Annotated in this window: 18 protein-coding genes; 13 read left to right on the top strand and 5 right to left on the bottom strand. The window is 40.1% G+C overall.

All coding sequences use genetic code 11. The annotated features are described in order from the left end of the window. The coding region (locus QZR76_RS13190) for a Gldg family protein (protein WP_294143271.1) at window positions 1–1820 on the top strand (1820 nt) is incomplete at its 5' end. Window positions 1821–2150: 330 nt separating this feature from the next. On the opposite strand, the gene QZR76_RS13185 is transcribed toward QZR76_RS13190, so the two are convergent. Further along, window positions 2151–3428: a sugar MFS transporter gene (locus QZR76_RS13185; RefSeq protein WP_294143270.1), complete on the bottom strand. Its 1278-nt coding sequence runs from the start codon at window positions 3426–3428 to the stop codon at window positions 2151–2153. A 309-nt stretch (window positions 3429–3737) separates the two neighbouring features. Between QZR76_RS13185 and QZR76_RS13180 the strand changes: the two genes are divergently transcribed. The 8 genes from QZR76_RS13180 to QZR76_RS13145 all read left to right on the top strand — a co-directional run bounded on the left by QZR76_RS13180 (window position 3738) and on the right by QZR76_RS13145 (window position 14505). Then, window positions 3738–4301, top strand: a complete 564-nt coding sequence (locus QZR76_RS13180) for an RNA polymerase sigma-70 factor (RefSeq protein WP_294143269.1) — start codon at window positions 3738–3740, stop codon at window positions 4299–4301. A 120-nt stretch (window positions 4302–4421) separates the two neighbouring features. Further along, window positions 4422–5570, top strand: coding sequence for a FecR family protein (locus QZR76_RS13175; RefSeq protein WP_294143268.1), 1149 nt, complete (start codon window positions 4422–4424; stop codon window positions 5568–5570). Window positions 5571–5704: 134 nt separating this feature from the next. Beyond that, complete coding sequence (locus QZR76_RS13170; RefSeq protein WP_294143267.1) at window positions 5705–9082, top strand: SusC/RagA family TonB-linked outer membrane protein; 3378 nt, start codon at window positions 5705–5707, stop codon at window positions 9080–9082. Window positions 9083–9098: 16 nt separating this feature from the next. Further along, a complete protein-coding gene (locus QZR76_RS13165; RefSeq protein WP_294143266.1) occupies window positions 9099–10577 on the top strand; it encodes a RagB/SusD family nutrient uptake outer membrane protein in 1479 nt (492 codons plus the stop codon). Between the two features lie 11 nt (window positions 10578–10588). Beyond that, complete coding sequence (locus tag QZR76_RS13160; RefSeq protein WP_294143265.1) at window positions 10589–11275, top strand: hypothetical protein; 687 nt, start codon at window positions 10589–10591, stop codon at window positions 11273–11275. Window positions 11276–11291: 16 nt separating this feature from the next. After that, window positions 11292–12953: a PKD-like family lipoprotein gene (locus QZR76_RS13155; RefSeq protein ID WP_294143264.1), complete on the top strand. Its 1662-nt coding sequence runs from the start codon at window positions 11292–11294 to the stop codon at window positions 12951–12953. A 158-nt stretch (window positions 12954–13111) separates the two neighbouring features. Then, window positions 13112–13714 carry a nitroreductase family protein gene (locus QZR76_RS13150; RefSeq protein WP_294143263.1) on the top strand — a complete coding sequence of 201 codons (603 nt, stop codon included), beginning with the start codon at window positions 13112–13114 and terminating at the stop codon, window positions 13712–13714. 212 nt (window positions 13715–13926) lie between these two features. Next, a complete protein-coding gene (locus QZR76_RS13145) occupies window positions 13927–14505 on the top strand; it encodes an RNA polymerase sigma-70 factor (protein WP_294143262.1) in 579 nt (192 codons plus the stop codon). 41 nt (window positions 14506–14546) lie between these two features. Here the strand turns inward: QZR76_RS13145 and QZR76_RS13140 are convergent, their stop codons facing one another. After that, on the bottom strand, window positions 14547–15824 hold the full coding sequence (locus tag QZR76_RS13140; RefSeq protein WP_294143261.1) for a lysine 2,3-aminomutase: 1278 nt from the start codon (window positions 15822–15824) through the stop codon (window positions 14547–14549). Window positions 15825–16124: 300 nt separating this feature from the next. Then, on the bottom strand, window positions 16125–17003 hold the full coding sequence (locus tag QZR76_RS13135; RefSeq protein WP_294143260.1) for a pirin family protein: 879 nt from the start codon (window positions 17001–17003) through the stop codon (window positions 16125–16127). A gap of 157 nt (window positions 17004–17160) precedes the next feature. Between QZR76_RS13135 and QZR76_RS13130 the strand changes: the two genes are divergently transcribed. From QZR76_RS13130 to QZR76_RS13120, 3 genes are all read left to right on the top strand, one after another. Continuing rightward, on the top strand, window positions 17161–17673 hold the full coding sequence (locus QZR76_RS13130; RefSeq protein ID WP_294143259.1) for a TlpA disulfide reductase family protein: 513 nt from the start codon (window positions 17161–17163) through the stop codon (window positions 17671–17673). 444 nt (window positions 17674–18117) lie between these two features. Beyond that, the gene (locus QZR76_RS13125) at window positions 18118–19188 is read left to right on the top strand and encodes a ParM/StbA family protein (RefSeq protein ID WP_294143258.1); all 1071 of its coding nucleotides are present in this window, start codon (window positions 18118–18120) and stop codon (window positions 19186–19188) included. Between the two features lie 2 nt (window positions 19189–19190). After that, window positions 19191–19589 (top strand): polymer-forming cytoskeletal protein, encoded by a 399-nt coding sequence (locus tag QZR76_RS13120; RefSeq protein ID WP_294143257.1) that lies wholly within the window; start codon window positions 19191–19193, stop codon window positions 19587–19589. 148 nt (window positions 19590–19737) lie between these two features. Here the strand turns inward: QZR76_RS13120 and QZR76_RS13115 are convergent, their stop codons facing one another. Then, the gene (locus QZR76_RS13115) at window positions 19738–22389 is read right to left on the bottom strand and encodes an ATP-binding protein (RefSeq protein WP_294143256.1); all 2652 of its coding nucleotides are present in this window, start codon (window positions 22387–22389) and stop codon (window positions 19738–19740) included. 335 nt (window positions 22390–22724) lie between these two features. Next, entirely contained in the window at window positions 22725–23993 is a 1269-nt protein-coding gene (locus QZR76_RS13110) for an LruC domain-containing protein (protein ID WP_294143255.1), read from the bottom strand. A gap of 340 nt (window positions 23994–24333) precedes the next feature. Between QZR76_RS13110 and QZR76_RS13105 the strand changes: the two genes are divergently transcribed. Continuing rightward, window positions 24334–25371 (top strand): DUF5117 domain-containing protein (locus QZR76_RS13105; RefSeq protein ID WP_294143254.1); only part of this gene is annotated, 1038 nt, incomplete at its 3' end.

The following is a 25371-nucleotide window of genomic DNA, read 5'->3' as shown; positions in this document are numbered from 1 at the left end:
CTTACGCGGCGATCGGTCTTTTCATGTCGAGCTTGACCTCTTACCAGATCGTTGCCGCCGTGGGTACTTTGGCCGTGCTCGCAGCCTTATCTTATGTGAAAGGTTTGTGGCAAGAAATCGACTTTGTACGGGATTTGACTTTCTGGTTGGCCATTGACGGCCGTGCCGGGGAATTCGTTGACGGTTTGATTTGCTCGGAGGATGTTATTTACTTCCTGATTGTGATCCTTTTGTTCCTGTCGATGGCTGTCATTCGTTTACAAGCCCGCAGACAAAAAAGTTCTTGGGCCGTTAACTGGGGAAAATACGTCGGAGTATGGTGTGTGGCCTTACTTATCGGTTATTTTTCTTCCCGTCCCTCTTTGATGTCATTTTATGATGCAACGCGTACGAAGCATAATACCTTGACGCAGAATAGCCAGGATATAGTTGCTCGTATGGACGGTAAATTGACGATTACGACCTACGTGAACATTATGGATCGTTATTATTGGTATGGTTCTCCTTCCAGTCGGAATTGGGATTTGGAACGTTTCAAACAATACGTTCGTTTCAAACCGGATATCAAGATGAAGTATGTCTATTACTACGATTCAATTCAGGATATGAAGAGTCTTGAGAAGAGATTCCCCGGTATGACCTTTGACGAGATCGTTAAAAAGACAATAGAGACGATCAACTTAGATACGAATAAAATCTTAAAACCGGAACAGATTCGTAAACAGATTGATTTAAAACCGGAAATGAATCGTTTTGTTCGTTTGTTGGAACGGGAGAACGGTCAGAAGACCTTTTTGCGTATATTCGATGATATGATGGTTTTCCCGGGAGAGACCGAGATCTCTGCGGCCTTCAAACGTTTGGTAATGAAATTACCGAAAGTGGGATTTTTAACCGGACACGGGGAGCGTAATACGGAACGTCAGGGAGACCGTGATTACAGTAGCTTCACGCAGGATAAACCTTTCCGTTATTCCTTGATTAATCAGGGATTCGATTTCGAGAATGTAACGTTGAAAAAAACCATTCCGGAGGATGTGAATATTCTTGTGATCGCCGAGATGCGTCAACCGTTGACAGCTGACGAACAAGCAAATTTGGATAAGTATATTGCCAGAGGCGGTAACCTGTTTATCGTAGGTGAACCGAAACGTCAAGAAATTATGAATCCGGTGATCGAACAGTTTGGTGTTCAGTTTATGCCGGGGACACTGGTTCGTCCGACGGAGAATTTCCAGGCAGATCTGATCGTGGCCACTCCGACAAAAGAGGCCGCCGATTTCTCTTATATCTATAATGCTATGAGACGTAGGGAATTGGTGATCACGATGCCAAGTGCTACCGGATTGGATTACACGACAGATAAAGGTTTTGAGGTTACCCCGTTGTTCGTGACCGATACGATCAACTGCTGGAACGAGTTACAGACGACAAATTTTGTTGATGATACGGCTCGTTTCGATCCGTCAACCGGAGAAATCCAGAAGACGTTCGTAACCGGATTGGCTTTGTCCCGGAAAGTAGGAGAAAAAGAGCAGAAGATCATGATCTTCGGGGATGCCGATTGTGTAAGTAACGGCGAATTCAGTCGGAGTCGGAAAGATATACCGGCTTCCAACTATTCGATCATACAAGGAGCCTTCTTCTGGTTATCAGATGAAGAAGTACCTATCGATGTTCGTCGTCCCCGTTTGACTGACGATGAGGTTTACGTAGGTGAAACCGGAATGTACATCACGAAGATCGGATTCATGGGTGTATTACCTGCTATTTTACTTTTCATGGCTATATTCATATGGATTAGAAGAAGAGGCAGATAATCCATTCTTAATATTATGTTTTAAAGCCGCCCGGTGTTAAACATTAAATTGTTAACGCCGGGTGGCTTTTTTATGACTGAAAGTAACCCGGAGGGACGGGTGTAATGTGCTATTTAATTGTAGATTTTAGATTGACGATTGTAGATTAGATTCTGTAATTTAGTGATTCTGAGATTGGAGATTAAGAGATTTAGTGATTAGGTAATCATAAATCAATTTGCAATTGATTGAAGAGATTAGGAGATTTATAATTTCGGATTTTAGATTGACGATTTCAACCCGGATTTCAATTATAAATCGTTTCATTGCCTAATCTCTCGATTTGTAAGGTTAGTTTATCGCCCGAACGGTTCTTACACGGCCTACCTTATACCCTGCGATTGCAAAATAAAGAATCACCGCATAACAGGGAATGACGAGCCAATACGCTTGTTGATATCCTAAAATACTCGTTAAAGAACCGTAGAACATGGGGAGCAGAGCTCCTCCCGCTATGGCCATAATCAATAACGCGGATCCTGTTTTGGTGTGTCGTCCCAAACCGTATATGGCTAAAGGGAAAATAGCCGGCCACATGAGAGAGTTTGCCAGACTTAGCAAAGAGAGACACCAGATTGAAATTTTCAAAGGTAAGAAAATAACCCCGCAACCTAATGCTAATCCTAATACAGCACAATAGGAAAGTGCTTTTTCCTGACTAATGTATTTGGGAATACAGATGATGCCGACAATATAACCTATGATCATGGCCAACATAGAATAGGTCGGAAATACCCGGGCAACATCCATAGACATGCCTTGGGCCGTCCCGTAACGAATGATGGTATCTACCGCGATGACTTCCACTCCCACGTACAGGAAGAGGGCTAATACGCCGATCCATAGATGAGGAAAGGAGAAGATCGTGCATTTGTCTTCCGGCAATAGAGAATCGCAATCTCCTTCCGGATCATCGATATACGGAAGAGGAGAAAATCTGACGAATAGTCCTAAAATAACAAAGGAGACCATAATAATAATGTAGGGGACGATAGCCTTAGAGGCTAAGATGTCTAATGCGGCAGCCCGTTCGACGACAGTCATGTGTTGTAAACTGTCTTCTAATTGATCTATATTTTTTAACATGATGGAACCTAAGATCAGCGGACTGATGGCTCCTGCTACCTTATTGCAAATACCCATGATGCTGACTCTCTGGGCAGCGCTTTCCGGTGGACCTAACTCTATGACGTAAGGATTAGAGGCTGTTTGTAATATGGATAAGCCGGTCCCCATGATAAACAGCCCCAAGAGGAATAACCCGTACGTTCTGGTTAAAGCGGCAGGAATAAAAGTCAAAGCTCCGATGGCCATGATAAACAGTCCTAACATCATGCCGTTTTTATATCCGGTTTTCTTTAAAACCCAAGAGGAGGGTAATGCCATGACGAAGTAGGCAATATAGAAAGCAAAGGTTACAAGATAACCTTGCCACTCCTCTGTTAATTCGCAGGCTATATTTAAATAGGGAATCAGGGTTGCGTTCAACCAGGTAACGAATCCGAAAATAAAAAAGAGGATGCCTATAATGAAAATCCCCGTCCCATAAGCATTTTTGTTTGGTTTCATTTTGTTTTAATATAATTGGAACATAACTATTTATTACAATGCACACGTGTATCGAACGATTTCAAAGGTAATGACTAAAATTAAAAAATAAAATCCAAACTGAAAAATTAAATAAATAATGGAATAGAGGTGGAACTGGATTATTATTTGCCGGGCATAATCCGTGTAGGTAGTTCGGAATAATAGATTTGTTATTTTAGAGTATCGATTGTTTTATAATATATAATCTTTTGTTTCTATATATATTTTTTTATTTTTGAATATTCAAAGTCGTTTTTGTAAGAGAGTATAATATTTAAAAAAGTACAAGTGTTAACGGATGAGGTTCTTATAAAACAGCTTCGTACAGGTAATCAATTCGTATTTAGGGAGATATTTAATCGGTATTATTTCCCCTTGCGTTCTTTTGCCTCTCGTTATATAGAGAATGATGAGGTTACGGAAGATTTCGTTCAAGATGCTTTTGTAAAAGTATGGGAGAAAAGATTGGATTTTTTTTTATTGGCTGGTTTAAGAAATTATCTATACGCGAGTGTAAAAAATGCTTGTTTCGATTATCTGCGGCATAAACAGATGCAATTGCGGCACGAATCTGATTTAACTGCTCTTTTTTCGGAGAGCAATGAAGAAAAGTTTAAATTGGAAGAGGAAGTACATGCTTTGATCTATGAAGCGATAAAAGGATTATCCGGACAATCGCGGCGTGTCGTACTGATGACGATGGAGGGGTACTCGAATCCGGAAATTGCCGAAAAATTGCAAATATCACCCAATACCGTTAAGACCTTAAAACTGCGTGCATATCGGGTATTGAGGGAACGTCTGTCCGGTGTGCAATGGCTTATATTTTTATTGCTTTATCCCCCTTTCTAATTATTTCCCTTTTTGATATTTCGTTAAGGATCGTTTTGTTTTATCATTTTTTTCCCAAAAAACAGGTAGAGGTGTCACCCTGTTTCAATGTATATTCGTTCTAAGGGAAATTTTTATAAAATGGGACATAAGGATACAGAAATATCGAATCTGATCTACTGTTTTTTGCGAGGGACTCTTGTCGAAGAGAAACAAAAGGAGTTGAACAGGTGGTTGGAGGAGCCGGGTAATCGGGAGTTGTTCGATCGGATTTGTGATAAAGAGCAGATTTTAAAAAAATCGTTTCGTTTCGATCGATATGATAAAGAAAAGAGTTGGAAACAGTTGGAGAAAAAGATGCAAGTGGGGCGAAAAAGCTATTGGAGGAGATGGGTTGTTGCAGCTTCTTTGATGCTACCGCTTCTTTTCGTCGGATGGTTATATATGCATGAGAATGATAAATCTTCTTTTGCGGTAATAAAGAAGGAGATTGTACCGGGTATGGTATGTGCCCGTCTGGAATTGGCTAACGGAGAGGTTCTCCATTTGGGAAAAGATACAATAACATCGCTTGCTCTAACAAATGGTGGAGTTATTAAGAATGATAGAGGTGCGTTTTCTTACTTTTCCGATACCGTTATAGGTGATGACTCCAAGTACAATGTAATGACGACCCCGAGGGCAGGAGAGTTCAAACTCGTACTACCTGACGGCACGGTAGTTTGGATGAATGCGGAGTCTTATTTACGTTTTCCCGAGGTTTTTGAGGAAAAAAGTCGTAAGGTATATGCTAAAGGAGAACTTTACTTTGAAGTGGCTCATGATGAAAAAAGACCTTTTAAGGTAGAGGTCGAGGACGGGTACGTGATTGAAGTGTTGGGAACGGAGTTTAACATGAGGGCATATAAAGGGTTACCTTGGGCGACAACCTTGGTAAAAGGAAAAGTTTTAATCGAAAAGGGAGAGAAGCGGGTTGTTTTGAAGCCCGGTCAGCAGGCGGTGAGTCCGGTCGGCGGTGAAATAATTCAGGTGAAAGAGGTGAATGTCGAATCTTATATTGCTTGGCGGAAAGGTTATTTTTTATTTGATAACGAACGCTTGGAAGATATTATGCATGAATTGAGTCGGTGGTATGATGTGCAGGTATTTTTTGAAAACCAGCAAGTGAAAGATGAACGTTTCTCCGTGGAACTTCGTCGGCATGATGATTTTAAAGATGTGCTGGATTTGATTGAACGTACCGGTTCCGTGAAAATAACCATTAAGGAACATGCTGTATTTGTGAGATAAAAACGAGGGATGTTACCAGCATCCCCCGTGAAAGTGCCGTTAGGCACATTGTGAAACTTTAATGTTACAAATTTATGAAAAAAAGTGGACAAAAGGGGCTGTATCGACAGACCCGAAAAAAAATTTTGTTGATTATGAAGTTAACAACGGTACTTTTGTTGGCGACTTTTCTGTCTGTTTCCGGATCTATTTTGGCGCAAAAGACAACCATCAAGGTTGAAAACGTCGATTTAAAAGAGGTATTTAAGGAGATTAAGCAGAAAATGGGATACACCTTCATTTTTAATGAACGTGCGGTGAACAAGGCAGGAAAAATTTCCGTGAATATTACCTCCGATGACGTGAAATTGATCATGGACAGGTGCCTGGAAGGAACTTCCTTGGGATATTATATCCAGGATGAAGTGATTGTTATTTTGACGAAAGCGGATCAATTGGCTCGCCAGGTAAAGGAGTCCTTGAAAATAAAGGGAAAGGTGGTGGATAAGGACGGTCTTGCTGTACCGGGGGTTACCGTCTTATTGCGGGGAACCCGGATAGGGACGGCGACCGATAAGAACGGCCTTTTTTCGCTTGAGGTTCCGAAAATGGATAGTGTCGTGTTAGAGTTTTCTTTTGTGGGGATGAAGAAAAAAACGGTTGTGGTAAAAGATACGGAAAAAGAGATAAAACCGTTGCATGTGGTAATGGAGGAAGATGAAAAAGAGTTGACCGAGGTGGTGGTGACCGGTATGTTTAATCGCAGGAAGGAGGGATTTACCGGGTCTGCCGTTACGGTAAAAGGAGAAGACATAAAGAAATTCAGTACGACCAATATAGCTAAAGCCTTGTCTGCCATTGATCCCAGTTTCCGGATTATGGACGATATTGTGAACGGTTCCAATCCGAATCGTCTGCCGGATCTGCGTATGCGGGGACAAGCCACCTTACCCGGCGGCAGCAATGCCGGAACGTCGGCGGATATGGTCACCCTGCAAGGGGAGTACGATACCTATCCGAATAAGCCGTTGTTGATTTTAGATGGTTTTGAGATTAGCTTGCAGACTATGGTGGATATGGATCCGGACCGGGTGGAGTCCATTACCTTATTAAAAGATGCGGCTGCAACAGCGATTTACGGATCGCGTGCTGCAAACGGGGTGATTGTTATAGAATCCAAAACTCCGAAAGAGGGACGTTTGTGGGTGACTTACGGTGGTAATGTGCGTATCGAAACTCCCGATCTTTCCGATTATAATTTGATGAATGCGGCCGAAAAGTTGGCTGTGGAATTAAAGGCAGGTGTATACGATAATACCGCTTCGTTAGAGGAGTTGGAACGTTATCAAGCGAAGTTGAGAGAGGTGAGGCGGGGTGTGAATACGTATTGGTTGGATAAGCCTTTGAGGACAGCTGTTCAACATCGTCACGCGCTGACGCTGGAAGGAGGGGACAGGGCTTTGCGTTACAAATTGTATTTCGGGGTAAACTTTACACCGGGAGTGATGAAAGGTTCCAAACGAAATACCATGACCGGATCTCTGGATTTGCAATATCGTTTCAAAAAGGTATTATTAAAGAATAGTATTACCGTTGATAATTCACTCGGGGACGAATCGCCTTGGGGGAATTTTAGCGAATACACGAAGTTGAATCCTTACTTGCGCCCGTATGGACCTAATGGCGAAATAGTAAAGCGTTTGGACTCCTTTGATAATCAATTTCGAGGTTACGAAAGCACGAGCTATCCGAATCCTATGTATGATGCCACGCTCCACACGAAAAACCGGACAACTAATTTCGGGGTACGGGAACAATTTAGTGTGGAGTATAATCCCACGGATGATATTCGGTTAACAGGAGCTTTTTCTCTTTCCAAGGATAATGGGAAAACCGATATGTTCCGGCCTGCACAGCATACGGCTTTCGATAAAGAGACAGATCCGACGAAAAAAGGGGACTTTCGTCGTACGCAGAGAGAAAATCTCTCTTATTCGTTGGATTTGACGGGCAGTTATAATAAACTGTTTGGTCAAATGCATTATGTGACCGCAAATGTCAGAATGTCTATTCAGGAAAGTCGTAATGAAAGCTACGGGGCTTATGTCACCGGTTTCCCGAATGAAAATATGGACGATATCCTTTTCGGTAAAAAGTATAACGAAAAGATGACCGGAACGGAGAATACGAGTCGTTTGATCGGTTGGGTCGGGAGTTTCGGTTATTCTTATAACTATAAGTATTCCGTCGATTTTAATATTCGGTTGGACGGCTCTTCTCAGTTCGGTAAGGACAATCGGTTTGCTCCTTTCTGGTCGGCCGGTTTACGTTGGGATGTGAAAAAAGAACAGTTTATGTCCCGGATCGGTTTTGTTTCCGATTTTGTTATCAGGGGGTCTTACGGGGTGACCGGGACACAGGGCTTTGCACCTTATCAATCCAGAGAATTGTATTCGTACGGGGAATTACTGAAGCCTTATGTATCTTCCGACGGGACGGGGGTAGAATTGGTGGCCATGCCGAACGAAAAATTAAAGTGGCAACAGACTGATACGTGGAATCTGGCTTTGGAGTTAGGCATTTTAAAAGGACGGATCACGGCCCGTGCCGAATATTTTCAGAAGTTGACTAAAAACTCTTTAACTCAGATCACGCTCGCTCCTTCACTCGGTTTTGCTTCTTACCCGGAAAACATGGGAACCTTGGAAAATAAGGGAGTTGAATTGAATATCTCTTTTATTCCTTACCAGAATCCGGCCAAAGCGGCTTATTGGGTTATTTCACTAAATGGTTCCCACAATACGGATAAGCTAAAGAAAATATCCGAAGCCATGCGTAATATGAACCGGGTGAATTCCGACCAGATGAGTGATATAGAGATTGCCAAAAAGAACGGCTACAAACCGCTTCCGCATTACGAAGAGGGGGAATCCATCAACCGGATTTGGGTGGTTCGTTCTTTGGGGATAGATCCGTCAACCGGAGCCGAAATTTTTATGAAACGAAACGGAGAGATGACCGGTAAGTGGGAGGCTGTGGATTTAGTTCCGTGTGGAAACACGGAACCAAAGTGGCAGGGAAATATCAACTCCTCCTTTACCTATAAAGGATTCGGGGTCAACGTGAGTTTTCGTTATAAGTTTGGAGGCCAAATATATAATCAGACGTTGGTGGATAAAGTTGAAAATGCCGACCTGATGTATAATGCCGATAAACGGGTCTTGAACCTGAGATGGGATGAGATCGGTGTGGCCGCCCGTTATAAAGGACTTTCCAGAGGAGTAAATGGGGCGGCAACCAAAGCGAGTTCCCGGTTTATTATGGATGAGAATACTTTCCAAATGGGATCGCTCTCCCTGAGTTACCGTATGGATAAAACCAACGCGAAGTATATCGATCGCTGGGGATTGAGTTCCGTGGGAATGACTTTTAATATGGAGGATTTATTCTATCTCTCCACGGTAAAACAGGAGAGAGGATTGAGTTATCCTTTTGCCCGTCAATTCTCCTTCTCGTTAAATGTGGCATTTTAATTAAAAATCTAAGCATATGAAAAATATAGTTATCATAATACTGATTGCGTGGAGCATCTCTTCTTGTTCCGATTGGTTGGATGTTCAACCGAAGACGGCTATTCCCGCCGATAAGCTATTCGAAACGGAGTCGGGTTTTAAGGATGCTTTGACCGGTTTCTATTTGAAAATGAGTGATATCGGTTTGTATGGAAAAGAATTGAGTTACGGTTATCTGGAGGTTTTGGCTTGTAATTATGACGGTTATCCTGAATTTGGTGGTTTGAGCTGGAAACCGCGGATATACGAATACGATAATCTTTTTTTATCCAAAAAGGACGACATTTATTTGAAGATGTATAATATCATTGTCAATATCAATAATTTTTTGGGGTATTTGGAGAAAAATCGTTCCGTTATCAAAACCGAACACTATTACGAACTTATGAAAGCAGAGGCTTTGGGATTACGGGCATTTTTACATTTTGACCTGTTACGGTTGTTTGGTCCAGTCTACAGCGTGGCCCCTTCGGCAAAATCGATCTCTTACCGAACAACATTCGACCGTCAAGCAACACCTTTACTGCCTGCAAATCAAGTAGTGGAGTTATTGTTAACGGATTTGCAAACGGCCGATTCTTTATTGGAAAAATACGATTCCCGTTTTTTCTGGAAAGATTACGAAAGAGAAAGTGGATCCGGTTACGATCTGTTTTTAGATCAACGTCAGACTCGAATGAACGTATACGCCGTAAAAGCCATGTTGGCAAGGGTATATTGTTATAAAGGGGATGACGAAAGCAAAGTGAAGGCGGTAGAATATGCTAATGAGGTGATCGAGGCTCCCTATTTTGAATTGTATAAAAATGCAAGGTCTTTCTTATACAACGAACAAATTTTCGGCTTGAATATTTACGAATTTGATAAGATTGTTACCGAACATTTTAATACGGCGATCGACTATACTTCTGCCGAGCAACATTTTAATATCCTACAAAGCAGGTTTCGGAAAATATACGAATGGGGAGAAGGGGGAAATTCGGATTGGCGTTCTCAATCTCAATGTTTTAAAGATAAAAACGAAGGCGGAGGATATAAATATTGCCGGAAGTACGAACAGGACGGCTTGGCCGATTATAATGGGAAGGATATGCTGGCTTTGATTCGTTTGCCTGAAATGTATTATATCGTGGCGGAATGTGCGGATGCTGCAACGAGTGCGGAAGCTTTGAATACGGTGAGATGGGCTCGTGGGATCTCTTATGATGACGAGGTTACCGCAGGTGTACATTACGACCGGTTGGATACCCGTCCGGAATACGATAATACACAAACTTATAGAGTCAACGAGTTGATGAAGGAGTACAGGAAAGAGTTTTATGCGGAAGGGAAATTGTTTTATTTCTATAAGCTACATAACTACGTGACATACGAAGGGGCTCCATTGAAGGATGTAAGGGATAAATACCGGTGGCCGTTACCGGATGATGAAATCATTTTTGGTAATAATAATTAATACGACAGGTGATGAAAAAATATAAATTTTTAATCGGTTTTCTGATATTGAGTTTCGGTTATATCGGTTGCGAACAAAATGAAATAGCACTTTATAACGAGTCTCCCCGAATCAATTTTTTGTGGAATGCACAACATTATACTTTTCGGGATACGGATTACGTGAACGGTCATGAATTCCATGATTTGGATATTGAAGTGGAAATACAGGGGTATTTGCTGAAAACACCGCTGGATTTCGTGGTGAAATCGCAAGCGGGGAAGGCTTACGAGACTACGGCGGAGATCGTGTTGCCCCAGAAATATACTTATACCGCTTTGGATACCAATAAGCAATGGATTGTTTTTAAAGTAAAACGTCCGGCGAAACTAACCCCAACAAATGAACCGGAGGGAGCCATACTAAAATTCGATCTGGACAATCCGGCTCATCAGTTTGCCTCCGGACGGGTGGATATCGATTCCTGCCGTATTGAAGTATATTATGATATAACACCGACTGGCGCAATATGGAACGCAACCTGGTGGGGAGAATATAGTACCGGCAAATACTTCTTTATGATGGATTATTTCAAAACGATATACAAAGATATGGATCGGGGAAGATTGGCTGAGTTAAAGCAGGCTTATGAAGAGTATAAACAGGCTCATGCTCCGATCCTCGATGATGGAGGAAAAGAAATTGCATTCCCGAATTAATTTAAAAGAAGGTATTATGAAAAAGATTATAAAAAATACGATTTTATGGATATCTGCCCTTTTGTTGCTGTCTGCTTGTTATGACGATAAGGGGTCGTATGATTATCATGATATAAATGAAGTGGCTGTTACCCTTCCTGCAACGCAAGGAGTACGTTTGCCCAAAGTCGATTCGGTATTGGTTGAAATTACTCCGGAATTAAAACAGACCCTGATGGAAAAGGAATCTAATTTGACTTTTCTTTGGCAGAGAAAATTAGAGAAAGAAACGGAGCTAAGTTGGGCCGTTTGTGGAGAAGAAAAGATTTGCCGAATTTATATAAAACCGGAAAATACTGAAGATATCCGTTTGCGTTTGAGCGTAAAAGATGATACGGAAGGAACGGTTTGGTATAAAGAGATGATACTGAAGATTATTCAACCCTATAGCAGTACCTGGTTCGTTCTTCAGGATGAAGGAGGAAAGGCTGTCTTGGGAGCGGTAGACGGAGGAGGAAGCTCTGCAGTCATTATTCGTGACGTCTATCGGGAAGACTCGGGAAAAGAGTGGGACTTAAAAGGAAGTCCGCGCTGTTTGACCGGTAATATTCAATTCGGAAGTCCCATGAGTTCTATGCCTCCGTTTTTGGGGTGGAATCCTATCGTGTATCGTGTAATCATGGTTTTGACGGATCAGGATATGGAAATACTCGGTGCTTCCACTTTTGAGACAATTTGGTCTTTGGAACAAATGTTGATGCAGGAAGAGATTACTTTTTCTCCTCAATATCTGCTGTCGCGGGAGGGTACTTCTGGCGGAGACCTGTTGATTAATGACGGAAAAATGTATTATGCCAATATGGACGGTTATGCCGTTTATAATTCCGTCCAAACGGAGGGTGGCGACTCATATAGAACCCGGGTTGCGGGAAATATGGGAAATCGTTTATTTGCTTATGATGAAGAGAAACATCGTTTTTTAAGTTTCGAGGGCGGATGGAGCGATTACCTGGAAAGAGATGTAAACAAATACATCAGAAATTCAGGGGATAATTTTGTAGATGCACCTGTTATCTTAGAATCGATCGGGGAAAACGAAGAGAGCGATGATACGAAAAATGTTTTCGACCCGGACAAAGTGGATCCGGCTTTAAAAATGGTGAGTATATGTGAGATGTCAGGAGGGAAACAAATGTTGGCTTTTGCTTGTCATGTTGCCGATCGCAAAGTGCATGTGTTCGAATTCTCTTCTGACGGTTGGATATCCGGTAATAAGGAGAATGCCCGTTGTTCCGGAAAATTCGAGATTCCGTTTCCGGAAGGAGTAAGTGGGGAGGATTTGTGTTTTGTTACTTCCCAGGGTTTTGAACGTATATTCTTTATGGCTTCTGGAAATAAAATTTATAAGGTGGATTTAAATCGGACCGTACCCAAGGTGTCGGTCATATACGAACACGAGAATGCAAGTGTGAAAGTGACGGGCTTGAAATTTAAACTTTATCTAAATGGTTGGGATGATGATTGGAATGAAATTCCTTATTCCCGGATGTTGGGTGCCGCATTGGATTACGGGGCTAATCAGGGAGGAATTGTAGAGATGCAATTGAATACCGCGGGAGATGTGGACCGGAATCTGAATAGTACGTTCGAATACAAAGGATTTGGAAAGATTGTGGATTTCTACTACACGTTTAAATAATTCATAAAAATAAGTTGGTGATAATTCCTTGCTGCTTCGGGAGTATGAATGTTTGTTGAGAAAGAGCTGCCTCCGGGCGGCTCTTTTAAATTTGTGATAAAATTAAGTAATCTTTTTCAAAAAAAAATCGTATATTGTAGAGATAAAATTTAGAGATTATGGAAAGAAATTTGAAAGAGGCATTAAAACATAGGAGAAGCTATTATGCCATCAGTAATAAATCGCTTATCTCGGATGAAGAGATTGAAGATATCGTAAAATTAGCCGTGAAACATATTCCTTCGGCTTTTAACTCACAATCTACCCGGTTGGTCCTTTTATTGGGTGAACAGCATCGGAAGTTTTGGGAGATCGTGAAGGATACTCTGCGTAAGATTGTTTCTGCCGAAGCTTTTAAGGCAACGGAGAAAAAGGTGAATAACTCCTTTGAAGCAGGCTATGGGACGGTTTTGTTTTTTGAGGACCTGTCGATAGTGGAAGGATTGCAGAAGGCATTTCCCTTGTATCACGAAAAATTTCCGATTTGGTCCCAGCATACTTCGGCCATGCATCAGTTAGCCGTATGGACGATGCTGGAAGATGCCGGTTTCGGGGCGTCGCTCCAGCATTATAATCCGTTGGTAGATGAAGCGGTTACGGCAGAATGGGGAATTCCTGAAAATTGGGAGTTAGTTGCTCAAATGCCGTTTGGAGTACCTCTTCAGGAACCGGGAACGAAGGAATTTAAACCGATAGAGGAACGAGTGAGAATATTTAAATAATTTGTTCGAGAGGGAATTTCCCCTCTCGAATTTTATTTTTAATAGATTCCTTTGAAACCATATGTTTATTTGATATCAAATAAATACCACTATTGGAATATGATTTATTTATGGTTTTACTTTCAAAAATAGGCGTTCGGAATATTTATTATTTTTAATTTTATTGTATATCATATAAAAACACGTATTTTTGAATACAAAAGTTTACGTGAATGTCAAATTGTGTGCATTATACGGGAGAGTATATAGTTCCTGAAAAATTGGACGTCGATTGCCCAAGGGTATTCGAGAACGTATTTCATGAATATTATGCATCACTCTGTTATTTTGCAAATAAATTTGTACACGATCAGGAAGTGGCGAAAGATATTGTACAGGAAGTTTTTATCAGCTTATGGGAATCGGATAGTAAGTTTAAAAATTTGATAGCGTTAAAATCATTTTTATATAATTGTGTACAAAATAGAGCTTTGAATCATCTGGAGAAACAAAGCAGTAGGGAAAGGGTTAAGCGGAAGTTGGGAGGACCTGAGTATGAGGAGGAAAAAATTTTTTGCATGCAGGTCGAAGCGGATGTTTTTAAGGAGATATTTGCAATGATAGAAGAATTGCCTACCGAATGTAAACGGATTTTTAAGATGAGTTATATCGAGCTTTTAGATATAAAAACAATTTGTGAACGGTTGAATGTGGCGGAAACAACCGTTAAAACACAACGTCAACGAGCCAAAAAGTTTTTACGGGAACGCCTGAAGCATTTGTATCCTGTTCTTGCCTTTTTGTTTTTCTGATTTTACACGTGTGTCTTTCTTTGTTGCTTTTCGGAAGGAAATTATTTTTCGAAAAAGAATTTCTCTTCGCCGAATGCCGGTTTTAGTTGATCAAACCAGGTAGCATAGGGATCATATTGAGCGAAAAAGGGGACATCGACCCACCTGGATTTCTTTCCTTGTAAGAAGCGTAATACAAATATTTTTTCCCCTTTCACTTCACTGATGCCTATTATTTGAATTTTTCCCGGTTCCGTACTCATGCTCGGTCCTCGAACCGTACGGCATACACCGCTAACATGACTGTATGCATCGCGAAATATACGCCAACAACGTTCTAACGGAAGTTCGAAGAATGTTTTCGATCCGGTGTCCCGGGCGACAAACATGTAGTAGGGGATCATGTTCATATCTACCTGTTTTCTCCACATTTCGCTCCAGATCTCTGGTTTATCGTTTATATGTCTGAGTAGGGGAGATTGTGTCCTTATCTGCGCTCCGGTATTGCGAATCAGTTGTACGGCCTCTTTTACTGCAGGGGTAGATAGTTCTGTCGGATGATTAAAGTGGGCCTGAATGGCTAAGTTGCGTCCGGAGGCAACCACTTGATGGAATAGTGCCAAAAGTTCGGGAGCATCCTTGTCGGATAGATAACGATACGGCCAATAAGCTAATGATTTTGTACCGATGCGAATGGTACGGATATGGGAAAATCGTTCGGATAATAAGGGAAGAATATAGGACGCTAATATAGAGGCTGACATCGTCATGGGATCGCCTCCGGTAAATAATATATCGCTGACTTTTTTGTGGCTGTCTAAATATTGATACAGTAAGTCGGCCTCTTTCATGTGAAATTTTAAAGAACTCATTCCCGAAAATTGCGGCCAGCGAAAACAGAAGGTACAATAGGCGTGACAGGTTTGTCCCTGTGCGGGAAAAAACAAGACAGTCTCCCTGTATTTGTGTTGTACTCCTTTGAGTTTTACCTCTCCTAACATGGGAATATTATATTCTTGTCCGGCAGGATTCGGGTTTAGTTTTACACGGATCTTCTCGATCTCTCTCTTTAATACTTCTCCATCCGCTTTGTTTTCCAATAAAGATTTTACCTTATTGTAAGCAGTTGTGGGTAGCATTTCGCTACGGGGAAAAGTGAGAGTAAATATGGGATCATCGGGGATATTGTCCCAGTCGATCAATTCATTGATGACGTAATTATTGGTTTTAAATGGTAATACCCGACCGACGACTTCAATGGCTTCTATCTGTTCCGGTGTCAGTTTTGAAAGTTGGGGAATCGCTTTATAATTATGAAGAGTAAACGAATTGTATTCCATTATTCTTAATTGGTTTTAGTGCATTCTCTACAAATATAAGATTTTTTTCTATTAATATAGAGTATAATATGTTAATATTTAATTATTTATGGAGATGGACTCTATTTTATTACTTACGGTTTCCTGTATCTTCACTCGGCGATTGCAAAATACAAGTATTGTTATCGGATTGTAGGGATGAGGAGAGTATCGGAGAATTCAAAGGTTTTGGAAAGATTGTAGATATCGGATCTAATATTAAATAGTCCGTGGTATAATTTATAAATGGTGAATTCCCCGGACCCGGGGAATTCTTTTTGTCTAATCTTCCAAACGACCGAATTTGCCGGCGTTTAGGTCTTTGTATGCATCCATGATTTCTTCTTTGGTGTTCATCAGGAAAGGACCGTAAGAGACAATAGGTTCTTTGATGGGTTCGCCGCTTAACACCAATAGTATCGAATCTTCCTGTGCTTTTAAGGTGATTTTTTCTCCTTCGTTCCGGAATAAGATAAAATGATCCGTCGGTGCAGTCTCTTTTTCATTCACTTGCACCTCTCCTTCGATAACGAGTATACCCGTGTTATAATACTCCGGTAATACCACATTTATTGTTGTTTCCGCTTTTAAGCGTATATTGTACATTTCGATGGGGGTGAAGGTATGGGCGATGCCTTTTACTCCCTCGTAGGTTCCTGCAATGACTTCTATCTCTCCCTTGTTTTGAGGTAAAGGGTATTTGGGAATTTCTTTGTTGATAATGGTTTGGTAACCGGGAGTACTCATTTTGTTTTTAGCCGGAAGATTGATCCAGAGTTGAACCACTTGAAATGCTCCTCCTTTTTGGCTGAACTTTGTTTCATGGTATTCTTTATGTAATACTCCGGATGCTGCCGTCATCCATTGAATATCTCCTTCTCCGATAATCCCATGGTTGCCTTTGCTGTCATGGTGGGCTACCTTACCGTGATAAACTATCGTTACGGTTTCGAATCCCCGATGCGGGTGTACTCCGACCCCTCTGGGGGTAGCCTTGGGGGTAAATTCGATTTTGGCATTATAATCCAATAAATAAAACGGGCTCATTCTATTGGGGGCCATATCGTAACCGTGAGGAAAAAAGTTATGAACCCGAAAACCGTCCCCGACCATATGAGGCGGAGGAGGGGGTAAAATTTGTTGTATCGTTTTTGTTTTCATACGTGTTTTTATTGGTTAAACGGGAATCGGGAGCGAAATGTTTAAAATCTTCAATTTATTTTGTTAATATGAAAGGAAAGGATGAGAATTAATAATAAATGTTGAATTGTGCTATAATTATTTTATCTTTGTGTAGAAACAACTAAATTATCAACATATGAAACGACTATGGATTATATCTGCAATGCTTTTGCTGACGGGAGGGATCAGTTGGGTATTTGCGCAAGAGAAGGAGACTTTGGTAAAAGTCGGGGATAAGGTTCCCTCTTTCGAGGTAAAGATGTTTGACGGGACAAAAATAAAAATGGATGACCTGAAAGACAAAGTGGTATTAATCAATTTTTGGGCAACTTGGTGTCCTCCCTGTCAGGCAGAGTTGAAGCGGGTTCAAAAAGAAATTATCGACCGTTTCAAAGGAAAGGATTTTGTTTTTCTTCCGATATCCCGGGAAGACAGTTACGAACAAATAAAGAAATTCAGAGAGAAGAACGGTTATACATTTCCCATGGGTATGGATACCGACCGGAAGATTTTTGAAAAATTTGCCACTTCTTCTATTCCCCGTAATTATATAGTCGGGAAAGACGGGAAGATCGTTTACCTGGAAATCGGTTACGATGAAGACTCTTTCAAGGCATTGGTCGAGAAAATAGAACAATTGTTGAAATAGTTTTAAGTGGATCTATTAATGTATATGATAAGTCTTGAAAATAGACTGGAATTTAGATTTATTCTAATTTAGAAATTCGTTATTATAATTTGAATGAAATATTGAGGGCAGTATTTGTTTCGTATTGTCAGGTGGAGGTTTGTTGCCATAAACATCTTTTATTATATAAGAAAATGAAATAGAGTTAATTGTTTTACCCAAGCAATTAACTTTTTATAAAGGGAATTAGAGATTTTATTTGCATCGAATGTATTAAAAATGTATATTTGTAATTATGAATACCATTGATTTTGAGTACGAAAAAATAAAAACAAAAGATTTAGCTAATCATAAATCAATGATTTAATATATGCAAATACAATTTAATAATATGCAGAATGAAAAATATTGCAAATTATTTGTTGTGTGTATAAATTATGTTACTAATTAAACCACCAATAATCTATGATGAAGTCTTATAATTTTCCGAGTGCGTATGAAATTACGAATCAAGAGCTTTCTCGTGTAGCTGATGGCCTTTTAAACGGGATGAAAATCCGAGTAAATAATAATGAATACATCCTGGGAGATTTGGCTCTTAGAGAGGGGTATTCTCCTCATAAGAATATTAATTCAGGTCCTAAGGATGAGGAATATCAGTTATTGATGCAAGCCGGTTTGTTGCTGGCTTCTTCTCAAGCTAAAGGAACATTGAATGTAACGGTCGGATTTCCATTTTCTACTTATATGCTTTATCGGGATGGTGTGCGAAATTTGCTCGGGGATAAACAACTTGTGGTTTATGATGCGGGAACGTTTAGTGAAGGTGGATTCACGACGAAAGAAATATCAATTGCCAATATTGACGTTATCCCTGAGATTATAGGATGTATTACGGCTATTCGGGAAGGTGCGACTCGGGAAACAGGAAATTTCTTTATGGTCAGTTTAGGTTTTGGGACTTGTGAAGCTGTCGTGAGTACTCCTTCCGGTATTTTGAATCGTTCTGCTGTCAGTATGAACGGTATTCGTTATGCCGTAAAATTATTTGAACATGAATTAGCTAAGAAATATTATTTGGATTTGAAAACGGAGCATCAATTAGATGTATTGTTTCAACAAGGGCGAATAACGATAAACAGATTGCGTCACGACGTGGCCGATTTGCGGAAGAAGGTCTTGCGCATGTACTATAACGATGTTATATCCCCTCGTTTGCGTAAAGCATTTACAGATGATGATTTCGGTAAATGTAATCAAATGTATATTGCGGGTGGGGGTGCTTATTACCAGGATCTTATAGATTGTTTTAAAGAAGAGTTCGGAGATATTTTGACTATCTCGGTTTATCCGGAACCGGATAAATGTGCTTCTCATGGGTATTGTATTAATTCGAAGTTAATGGCTAAGACTAAAGCTGAAAACCTTGATACGATCGATCCTGATGCGTTTTTAAAAAATTCTTCTCAGTCGGCTGTGGGATTGGATGTGGGTAATGCAAATACATGCATTTCTGTCTGTGAATATAATGATTGATTATGAGATTTTTTGGCAAGAAAAAAGAAGGGCCTAAAGATGATCCTTGTGATAGTTCTGGGGTGGATGTTTTTGTTAATTTACCGACAAAAACGGCAATACAAGGGAATATACAGACTCAACGAAGCTTGCGTGTCGAATGTGATTTGAAAGGAGACGTTACAACTGCGGCTCGACTTGTGGTTGCGAAAGGGGCGCAGGTAGAGGGAAATATAAAATGTACTTCGGCCTTAATCGCGGGGTATGTACGGGGTAATATCGTGGCGATGGAGTCGTTGACGCTTAAAGTGCCCGCGCATATTAAAGGTAATATCTTAACTCGGAATATCTATATCGAACCCGGAGTTGTGATGGATGGAGTATATAAGATTATAAAGGGGAACGATAAAGAAACAGGGTAAGCAATCGTTTTACTCGGCATTTTTATAGGCCGGTCTTTCTTGTAGGAAGGTCGGTCTATTATTTTTATGGAGAAACGGTATATCGTGGAACAAAAATATTATTTCCAACTGGAAATGTATGAATATCATTTATTTATAATTATCTGTTTTAGGGTGAATTATCTTTATCTTCCTGAAAGACTTCACAAGGAATCCATGCCCAAAATAGACTTCCCTCGTTTATCCTGGACGTAACACCGATTTTTCCATTGTATGCGTCGATAATAGCCTTACAGATAGCCATTCCGAGTCCTGTGCCTTGGGCGAATTTGTTGAATTTTTCGAAGCGGTCGAATACTTTATTAATATTACTTTCTTCTATGCCGCAACCGGTGTCTTTTACAAATAATTTGATGCCTCCGTCAATAGCTGTAAATCCCATTTCTATACTTCCTTTCTCCGTGAATTTTATCGCATTGGTAAGAAAATTCGTTATGATTTGTGCTACTCGCAGTCGATCCAAGCTGATGATGAATTTCGATGACGGTTTTTTCCAAATCAGTTGTACTCCATGTTTAAGTTTAGGTCGGAGCATAATCTCTTGCTCCGAAAAAAGTTCGGTCAAATCAAACTTGTCGTCGGTACAACTGATATAGCCTGCTTCGATTTTTGACAAATCGAGGATGTCATTGATTAAGTTGAGCAGATGTTCACAACTCGAATCAATAATTCGTTGGTATTCCTGACGCTCTTCCTGCGATTCTGTCATATATATGAGTTGCGAGAAACCTACGATGGCGTTTAACGGGGTACGTATTTCGTGACTCATATTAGCTAAAAAAGCAGATTTAAGTGCATCCGATTGTTCTGCTTTCTTTTTTGCTCGGGCTAACTCCTCTTTTTGTTTGACCTCTTCGGTAATGATTCGATTAATTCCTAAAACTTTCAATTGCCCGCTTTGGGGGTCTTTTATTTTTTGTCCGATGATATGATTCCACTCGTATTTGCCGGATCGGAGTGTTAATATTTGGCTATTCAGTTCTTTCGTTCTTCCGTGGATTAAGTCATTGGCTTCTTGTTTGATTCTTGCCCTGTGATCCGGATGTACAAAGGTGTCGATGTATTCCTCGAAGGTGGATTCCTGGTCAAAAAAGAGAGCTTCTTTGCTGTTCGAGTGAATCATGCCGGTGGATAAGTCCCAGATCCAAGGGATGATCTTTCCGACGATAAAAGAGAATTCAAGCAAGGTTTTGCTGTACTTGATTTCCTGTTGTGCTCTTACGTGTTCTGTGATGTTAAGTGCTACCCCTATGACTAATTTTCTATTATTCTTTTTATCGATTAATGGAAATTTGGTGATATGCCACATGAAGTTATCTTGATTGTTTGTTCCTATCTCTTCATCTGTGGTCAGGATGTCATTTCGTTCAATGACATCTATGTCTTGCATGCGGTAATTTTTTGCCCTTTCCGGCGGGAAAATTTCAAGATCTGTTTTTCCGATGATATTTTTTGTATGCGCGATAGAGCTACAGAACTCTTTATTGGCTATTACATATTTATACGCGTCGTTGGCATCTTTTATGAAGAATGCACAGGGCATATATTCGAGGATCGCCAACAGTAATTGATTTGTTGCGGCATTTTCAGTTTCGGAATGTTTCAATTTGTTGTAGGTCGCTTCCCGTTTCGTGATATCGTCTATACGAAGTACGACACCTTCAACTTTCTCTTCTTCATTAATGATCGGGTTGGCCGTTATTTCGACCGATAATCCTTCGGTCGTGGTGTAAGTGTGGTGTTGTACTTTACGGGACGTTATGGCTTGGAGTGTCGGGCATTCTATGCAAAGTAGATCTTTTTTATTACCTGATGATTGGTTGCAATGGGCTCCTACCCGGAAATGATTTATAAGCTGCGTGTCGGAGAAAACTTTTGATACATTTTCCCAAAGAATTTGATAGTTAGGAGTCATGTAAACGAATCCGGAGTTCGCGTTGTCCAAGATCAGTTTATTTTGTTTGATCAGGTTTGCACGACTGGATTCGTAAAAAAGTTTTTTGGTGGCGTCCTTTTGAGAACCGATGATAATAGATACTTTCCCATCGGGAGAGTATTGGTAGGGTATGGCGCGTATATCTAAATATATTTTTTTATTGAATAGGTCACGGACTTCCAGTATGAATTTTTGAAATTCACTTCCCTGATGGATAATCCGATCAAAAGAATCGACAAGTAGTTGACGATACTCCGGTTCAACACGTAGAAGCAATTCTTCGAGCCTCATCTGTTTGTCGATAACCGTATTGTTGTGGACAGAAGATATGATTTTTTTTTCTACGTCATAAGTCCATGAAGACAAGCCTCCGGCGATTAATGCTCCGTGTAATTCCTTGTTGTGAGTGTTTGCTTCGATTTCTTTTTCTTGGTTAATGAGCTTTGAGATGTCACGTATTTGGAGCGCTATTCGTTTTTCTGTGATCCTGGTGACAATTATTTCTATGTCTTTATCATGAATGTTGTCTTTGAAATATACTGTTTCACCCGTTTTAAGAACGGAATCGAAGACGGAATCGATTCTACAGCAAAGTCTTTGATAGGGGGAGACCGGATCTTTGATGTAGTAGTGAAGAGATTTGCCTATGATTTCGTAAAGGTAATCTGCTATTGTTTTTTGGGTGGGAATGTTGTAAACGCGAACGATGTATTTGTTTTTGTCCAGTAGAATGATAATTTGGGGTATGGAACCGATCATTGAACGATATAGCTCAAGTTCCTGTTCTATGGTTGCCGTATCGGAATTTTCACGTAATTCTTCCATTGTCGATAGGGATTTCAGTTATAGTTCATTTTAGTGCGATCTGTTTTTTTTTCAGATCTTCTGCCGAATCGTTCGTATATAATGTTTTTTACATTCAATATAATTGAAGTTAAAAAGCCAATAATTACACATATTGTTTCCAATATATGCAAAAGTAATAATAATATGGAAAGATATGCAACAATATGGATATAAATTACAGTAAAATGGAGTCGTACGTCCCGATTTGTTGTAAAATCGAGCTCTTTTTTCTCTTTTCATATCCCTATAAAAAAATAACTTCTTCGTTTTATCGAAGAAGTTATTTTTGTAAATATTAACCTTAAATTATATGATTACTTGACCAGATTGGCATTTATACGATTGTCTCCCTTGTCTTCGTACCAGTCTTTGTTTGTGGCTCCTCCCGATTGAGCCCATTTGGCAAAGTTGGGATAAGCTTTTAGAAAATCGGTGTTTTCATAAGCATGTGGTATATCTGCCGGAATACTTATTCCCCATACTAAGTTTGTTTGGGAATAATAATATTTATTCGGATTGATATTGTTATTGTTAGCGACTAAGTTGTCATAAACGGACTGTCCTAACAACGAGGGAGCAAATCCTCCCAGATGTATCTCCCTTTCCGTGTTGGCGATGAAAAAGTCGAATTTATCAAACGTCACGTCCTCAATAGCAATCGAGTTCCTGAATTGAACAAAATAGGCAACCGTAACCCAGTCGCTTTCCGGCATTTCGTAACCCCGTTCCGTGTTCAGATATATTGCACCCTGAGGTTTTTTATCATTCTTTTTAATGTCTTTAAAAAGAAACGTGGCAGGAGTGTGAACGTTATTTCCCGGATTGATTTGTACCATCTCGGCGGTTGCGACAGCATTATGGCTGCTATAGGGAATGATTTCATCAATTTCTCCTCCTTTTACTCCCGTTAACGTAAGGTAAAAGTCATTAGGAATAGAGCCACCTACGGCTTTCACCCGGATACCGATCAGCATACTGTTCACTTTATTATTGTTTTGCATATAAAGTTGTATTTTGTAGTTGGCTACCAGATCGTTAAAATCGTAGTCTCCGTATCCCGGCCATAAATCTTCGAACATTAACGTACCCCAACCATTCCTTCGTGCAGGATAATATATGGTTCCTACATTTTGTTGGGGAGTACGTGCTATTGCTCTTTGAATGTTGAGGGTTTCGGTTTGGGGTGCAATATACTCTTTACTGTCTTCGGGAATCGTGAAGGACATGGTTGTTCCTGACGGAGTCAATTCTACGGTCTTAAAATTTCCGTCTTTCGTTTCGTATTTTACGTATACTTTTTGGGTGGAAGTGGGAATGTTTAAATAAGCATCATCGGTTTCGCTACCAACGATAAAAGTTGCAAAAGATGCATCTTCTTTCGAGAGTGATACTTCCACTTTCGTGTCGTGTTGAGCTGTGAAATTGCAGGCTATGTTGGTAGAAGTTTCCCACTTGAAGTCAGAGGGTACGTTTAGTTTCGTTACTTTCTCCGGCGTATTTGTATTCGGAGTACTTTCTTTTACGCATGAATAGAAAAAAGTCATGCTCACTAACAAGAATGAAAATAAAATAGTTTGTCTCATTGATGTGATTTTAGTATTTTTGATATGATAAAGATACAATGTTTTTTGCAATTGGACAAATATATGAGAGTGAAAATGTACCTATATAGGTAAATAAGTATTCGGTAATGAGGTTACAGGGATATGAAAATCGAGAAATTTCGACTTGCGGTAAGTGGGAAATAGCATGACGGCTAAAAGAAATATGGTTGGATTTTTTTATTATATGTAAATATATTAGTAAAATCATATGAGCAAGTCCCCCCTTTTTCTTGTTAATTTATCGTTAAAGTGGGGTGAAGAGTATCATAATCTGGAATCTTAATGTAATTTTATCGCATATTTATTAAAATTTGTTTGTATGAAAAAATGGATTGTATTATTTGTGGCAGCATTGTTCATTGTGCCTTTTGCAAATGATGGTTATGCTGCATCACGGAAAAAGAAAAAAAACAAGAACAAAACCGAAGAGGTAGCTCCGAAAAAGAAGGAGACTCCTTATGAAAAGTTGATGAAAAAACCGGGACGCGAGACAGCTGAAGGTAAATTCTTAACTTTGCACAAGATTGACGGTAAATTGTATGTTGAATTACCGTTGAAGTACATCGGACGTGATATGTTGATTGCTTCTACCACGGCAGAATCCAGTAACTCGGAAATCGCTACCGTTGGTTATAAGCCGAATGATCCGTTACATGTTAAATTCAATAAGATCGACAGTACGATTATACTTCAAGAGGTGAACGCCATAACCGAAGGTGATCCTCAATTAAAATTAGCTTTGGAAAGGAATTATATGGATCCTTTCATAAAGAAATACAAAATTGAGGCTTATAATGCGGATAGTACGGCGGTAATGATCGATATGACGACTATGTTTACGGCCAGTGAACCGGCACTTAGTCCGATGTCTACTTATTATGGCTTTTTGAATGTAGTTTCCAATCTGAAACCGGATCTTTCTATTTTAGGTAAGATTAAATCTTTTGAAGATAACGTTTCTATTGAATCTTATTTGACTTATAGCTATAAATTGCAATTCTGGATGTTTATTTTCGGAGGCGGAGACGTAACTGCTAAGGTAAACCGGACCATTTTATTATTGCCGGAAGAGACAATGAAACCGCGTATCGCCGACAGTCGCGTGGGAATCTTCCTGACGGGTAAACAAAATATCACGATGGCAGAAGACGGTATTCAGAATTACACTTTAGCCAATCGTTGGCGTTTGGAGCCTAAAGATATGGAGGCTTGGGAACGCGGAGAATTGGTAGAGCCCATCAAACCTATCGTTTGGTATGTGGACGATGCTTTCCCGGAAGAGTGGAAAGAACCTTTGAAAAAATGCGTATTGGTTTGGAACCAGGCTTTTGAGAAAATCGGTTTTAAAAATGCTATT

Origin of the sequence: uncultured Sanguibacteroides sp. (assembly GCF_900543425.1) — a bacterium.
Taxonomy (GTDB): Bacteria; Bacteroidota; Bacteroidia; order Bacteroidales; family Marinifilaceae; genus Gabonibacter.
Note: the sequence above shows the minus strand (reverse complement) of the source record. Positions and strands in the feature narration are given on the sequence as shown.

Bases quoted from the DNA above. Each gene is read 5' to 3' on its own strand.
- QZR76_RS13120 (WP_294143257.1), top strand. From the start codon at position 19,191: ATGAGATTTTTTGGCAAGAAAAAAGAAGGGCCTAAAGATGATCCTTGT.
- QZR76_RS13145 (WP_294143262.1), top strand. From the start codon at position 13,927: ATGTCAAATTGTGTGCATTATACGGGAGAGTATATAGTTCCTGAAAAA.
- QZR76_RS13175 (WP_294143268.1), top strand. From the start codon at position 4,422: ATGGGACATAAGGATACAGAAATATCGAATCTGATCTACTGTTTTTTG.
- QZR76_RS13165 (WP_294143266.1), top strand. From the start codon at position 9,099: ATGAAAAATATAGTTATCATAATACTGATTGCGTGGAGCATCTCTTCT.
- QZR76_RS13110 (WP_294143255.1), bottom strand. From the start codon at position 23,993: ATGAGACAAACTATTTTATTTTCATTCTTGTTAGTGAGCATGACTTTT.
- QZR76_RS13150 (WP_294143263.1), top strand. From the start codon at position 13,112: ATGGAAAGAAATTTGAAAGAGGCATTAAAACATAGGAGAAGCTATTAT.
- QZR76_RS13155 (WP_294143264.1), top strand. From the start codon at position 11,292: ATGAAAAAGATTATAAAAAATACGATTTTATGGATATCTGCCCTTTTG.
- QZR76_RS13135 (WP_294143260.1), bottom strand. From the start codon at position 17,003: ATGAAAACAAAAACGATACAACAAATTTTACCCCCTCCTCCGCCTCAT.
- QZR76_RS13170 (WP_294143267.1), top strand. From the start codon at position 5,705: ATGAAGTTAACAACGGTACTTTTGTTGGCGACTTTTCTGTCTGTTTCC.
- QZR76_RS13140 (WP_294143261.1), bottom strand. From the start codon at position 15,824: ATGGAATACAATTCGTTTACTCTTCATAATTATAAAGCGATTCCCCAA.
- QZR76_RS13125 (WP_294143258.1), top strand. From the start codon at position 18,118: ATGATGAAGTCTTATAATTTTCCGAGTGCGTATGAAATTACGAATCAA.
- QZR76_RS13160 (WP_294143265.1), top strand. From the start codon at position 10,589: ATGAAAAAATATAAATTTTTAATCGGTTTTCTGATATTGAGTTTCGGT.
- QZR76_RS13130 (WP_294143259.1), top strand. From the start codon at position 17,161: ATGAAACGACTATGGATTATATCTGCAATGCTTTTGCTGACGGGAGGG.
- QZR76_RS13115 (WP_294143256.1), bottom strand. From the start codon at position 22,389: ATGGAAGAATTACGTGAAAATTCCGATACGGCAACCATAGAACAGGAA.
- QZR76_RS13185 (WP_294143270.1), bottom strand. From the start codon at position 3,428: ATGAAACCAAACAAAAATGCTTATGGGACGGGGATTTTCATTATAGGC.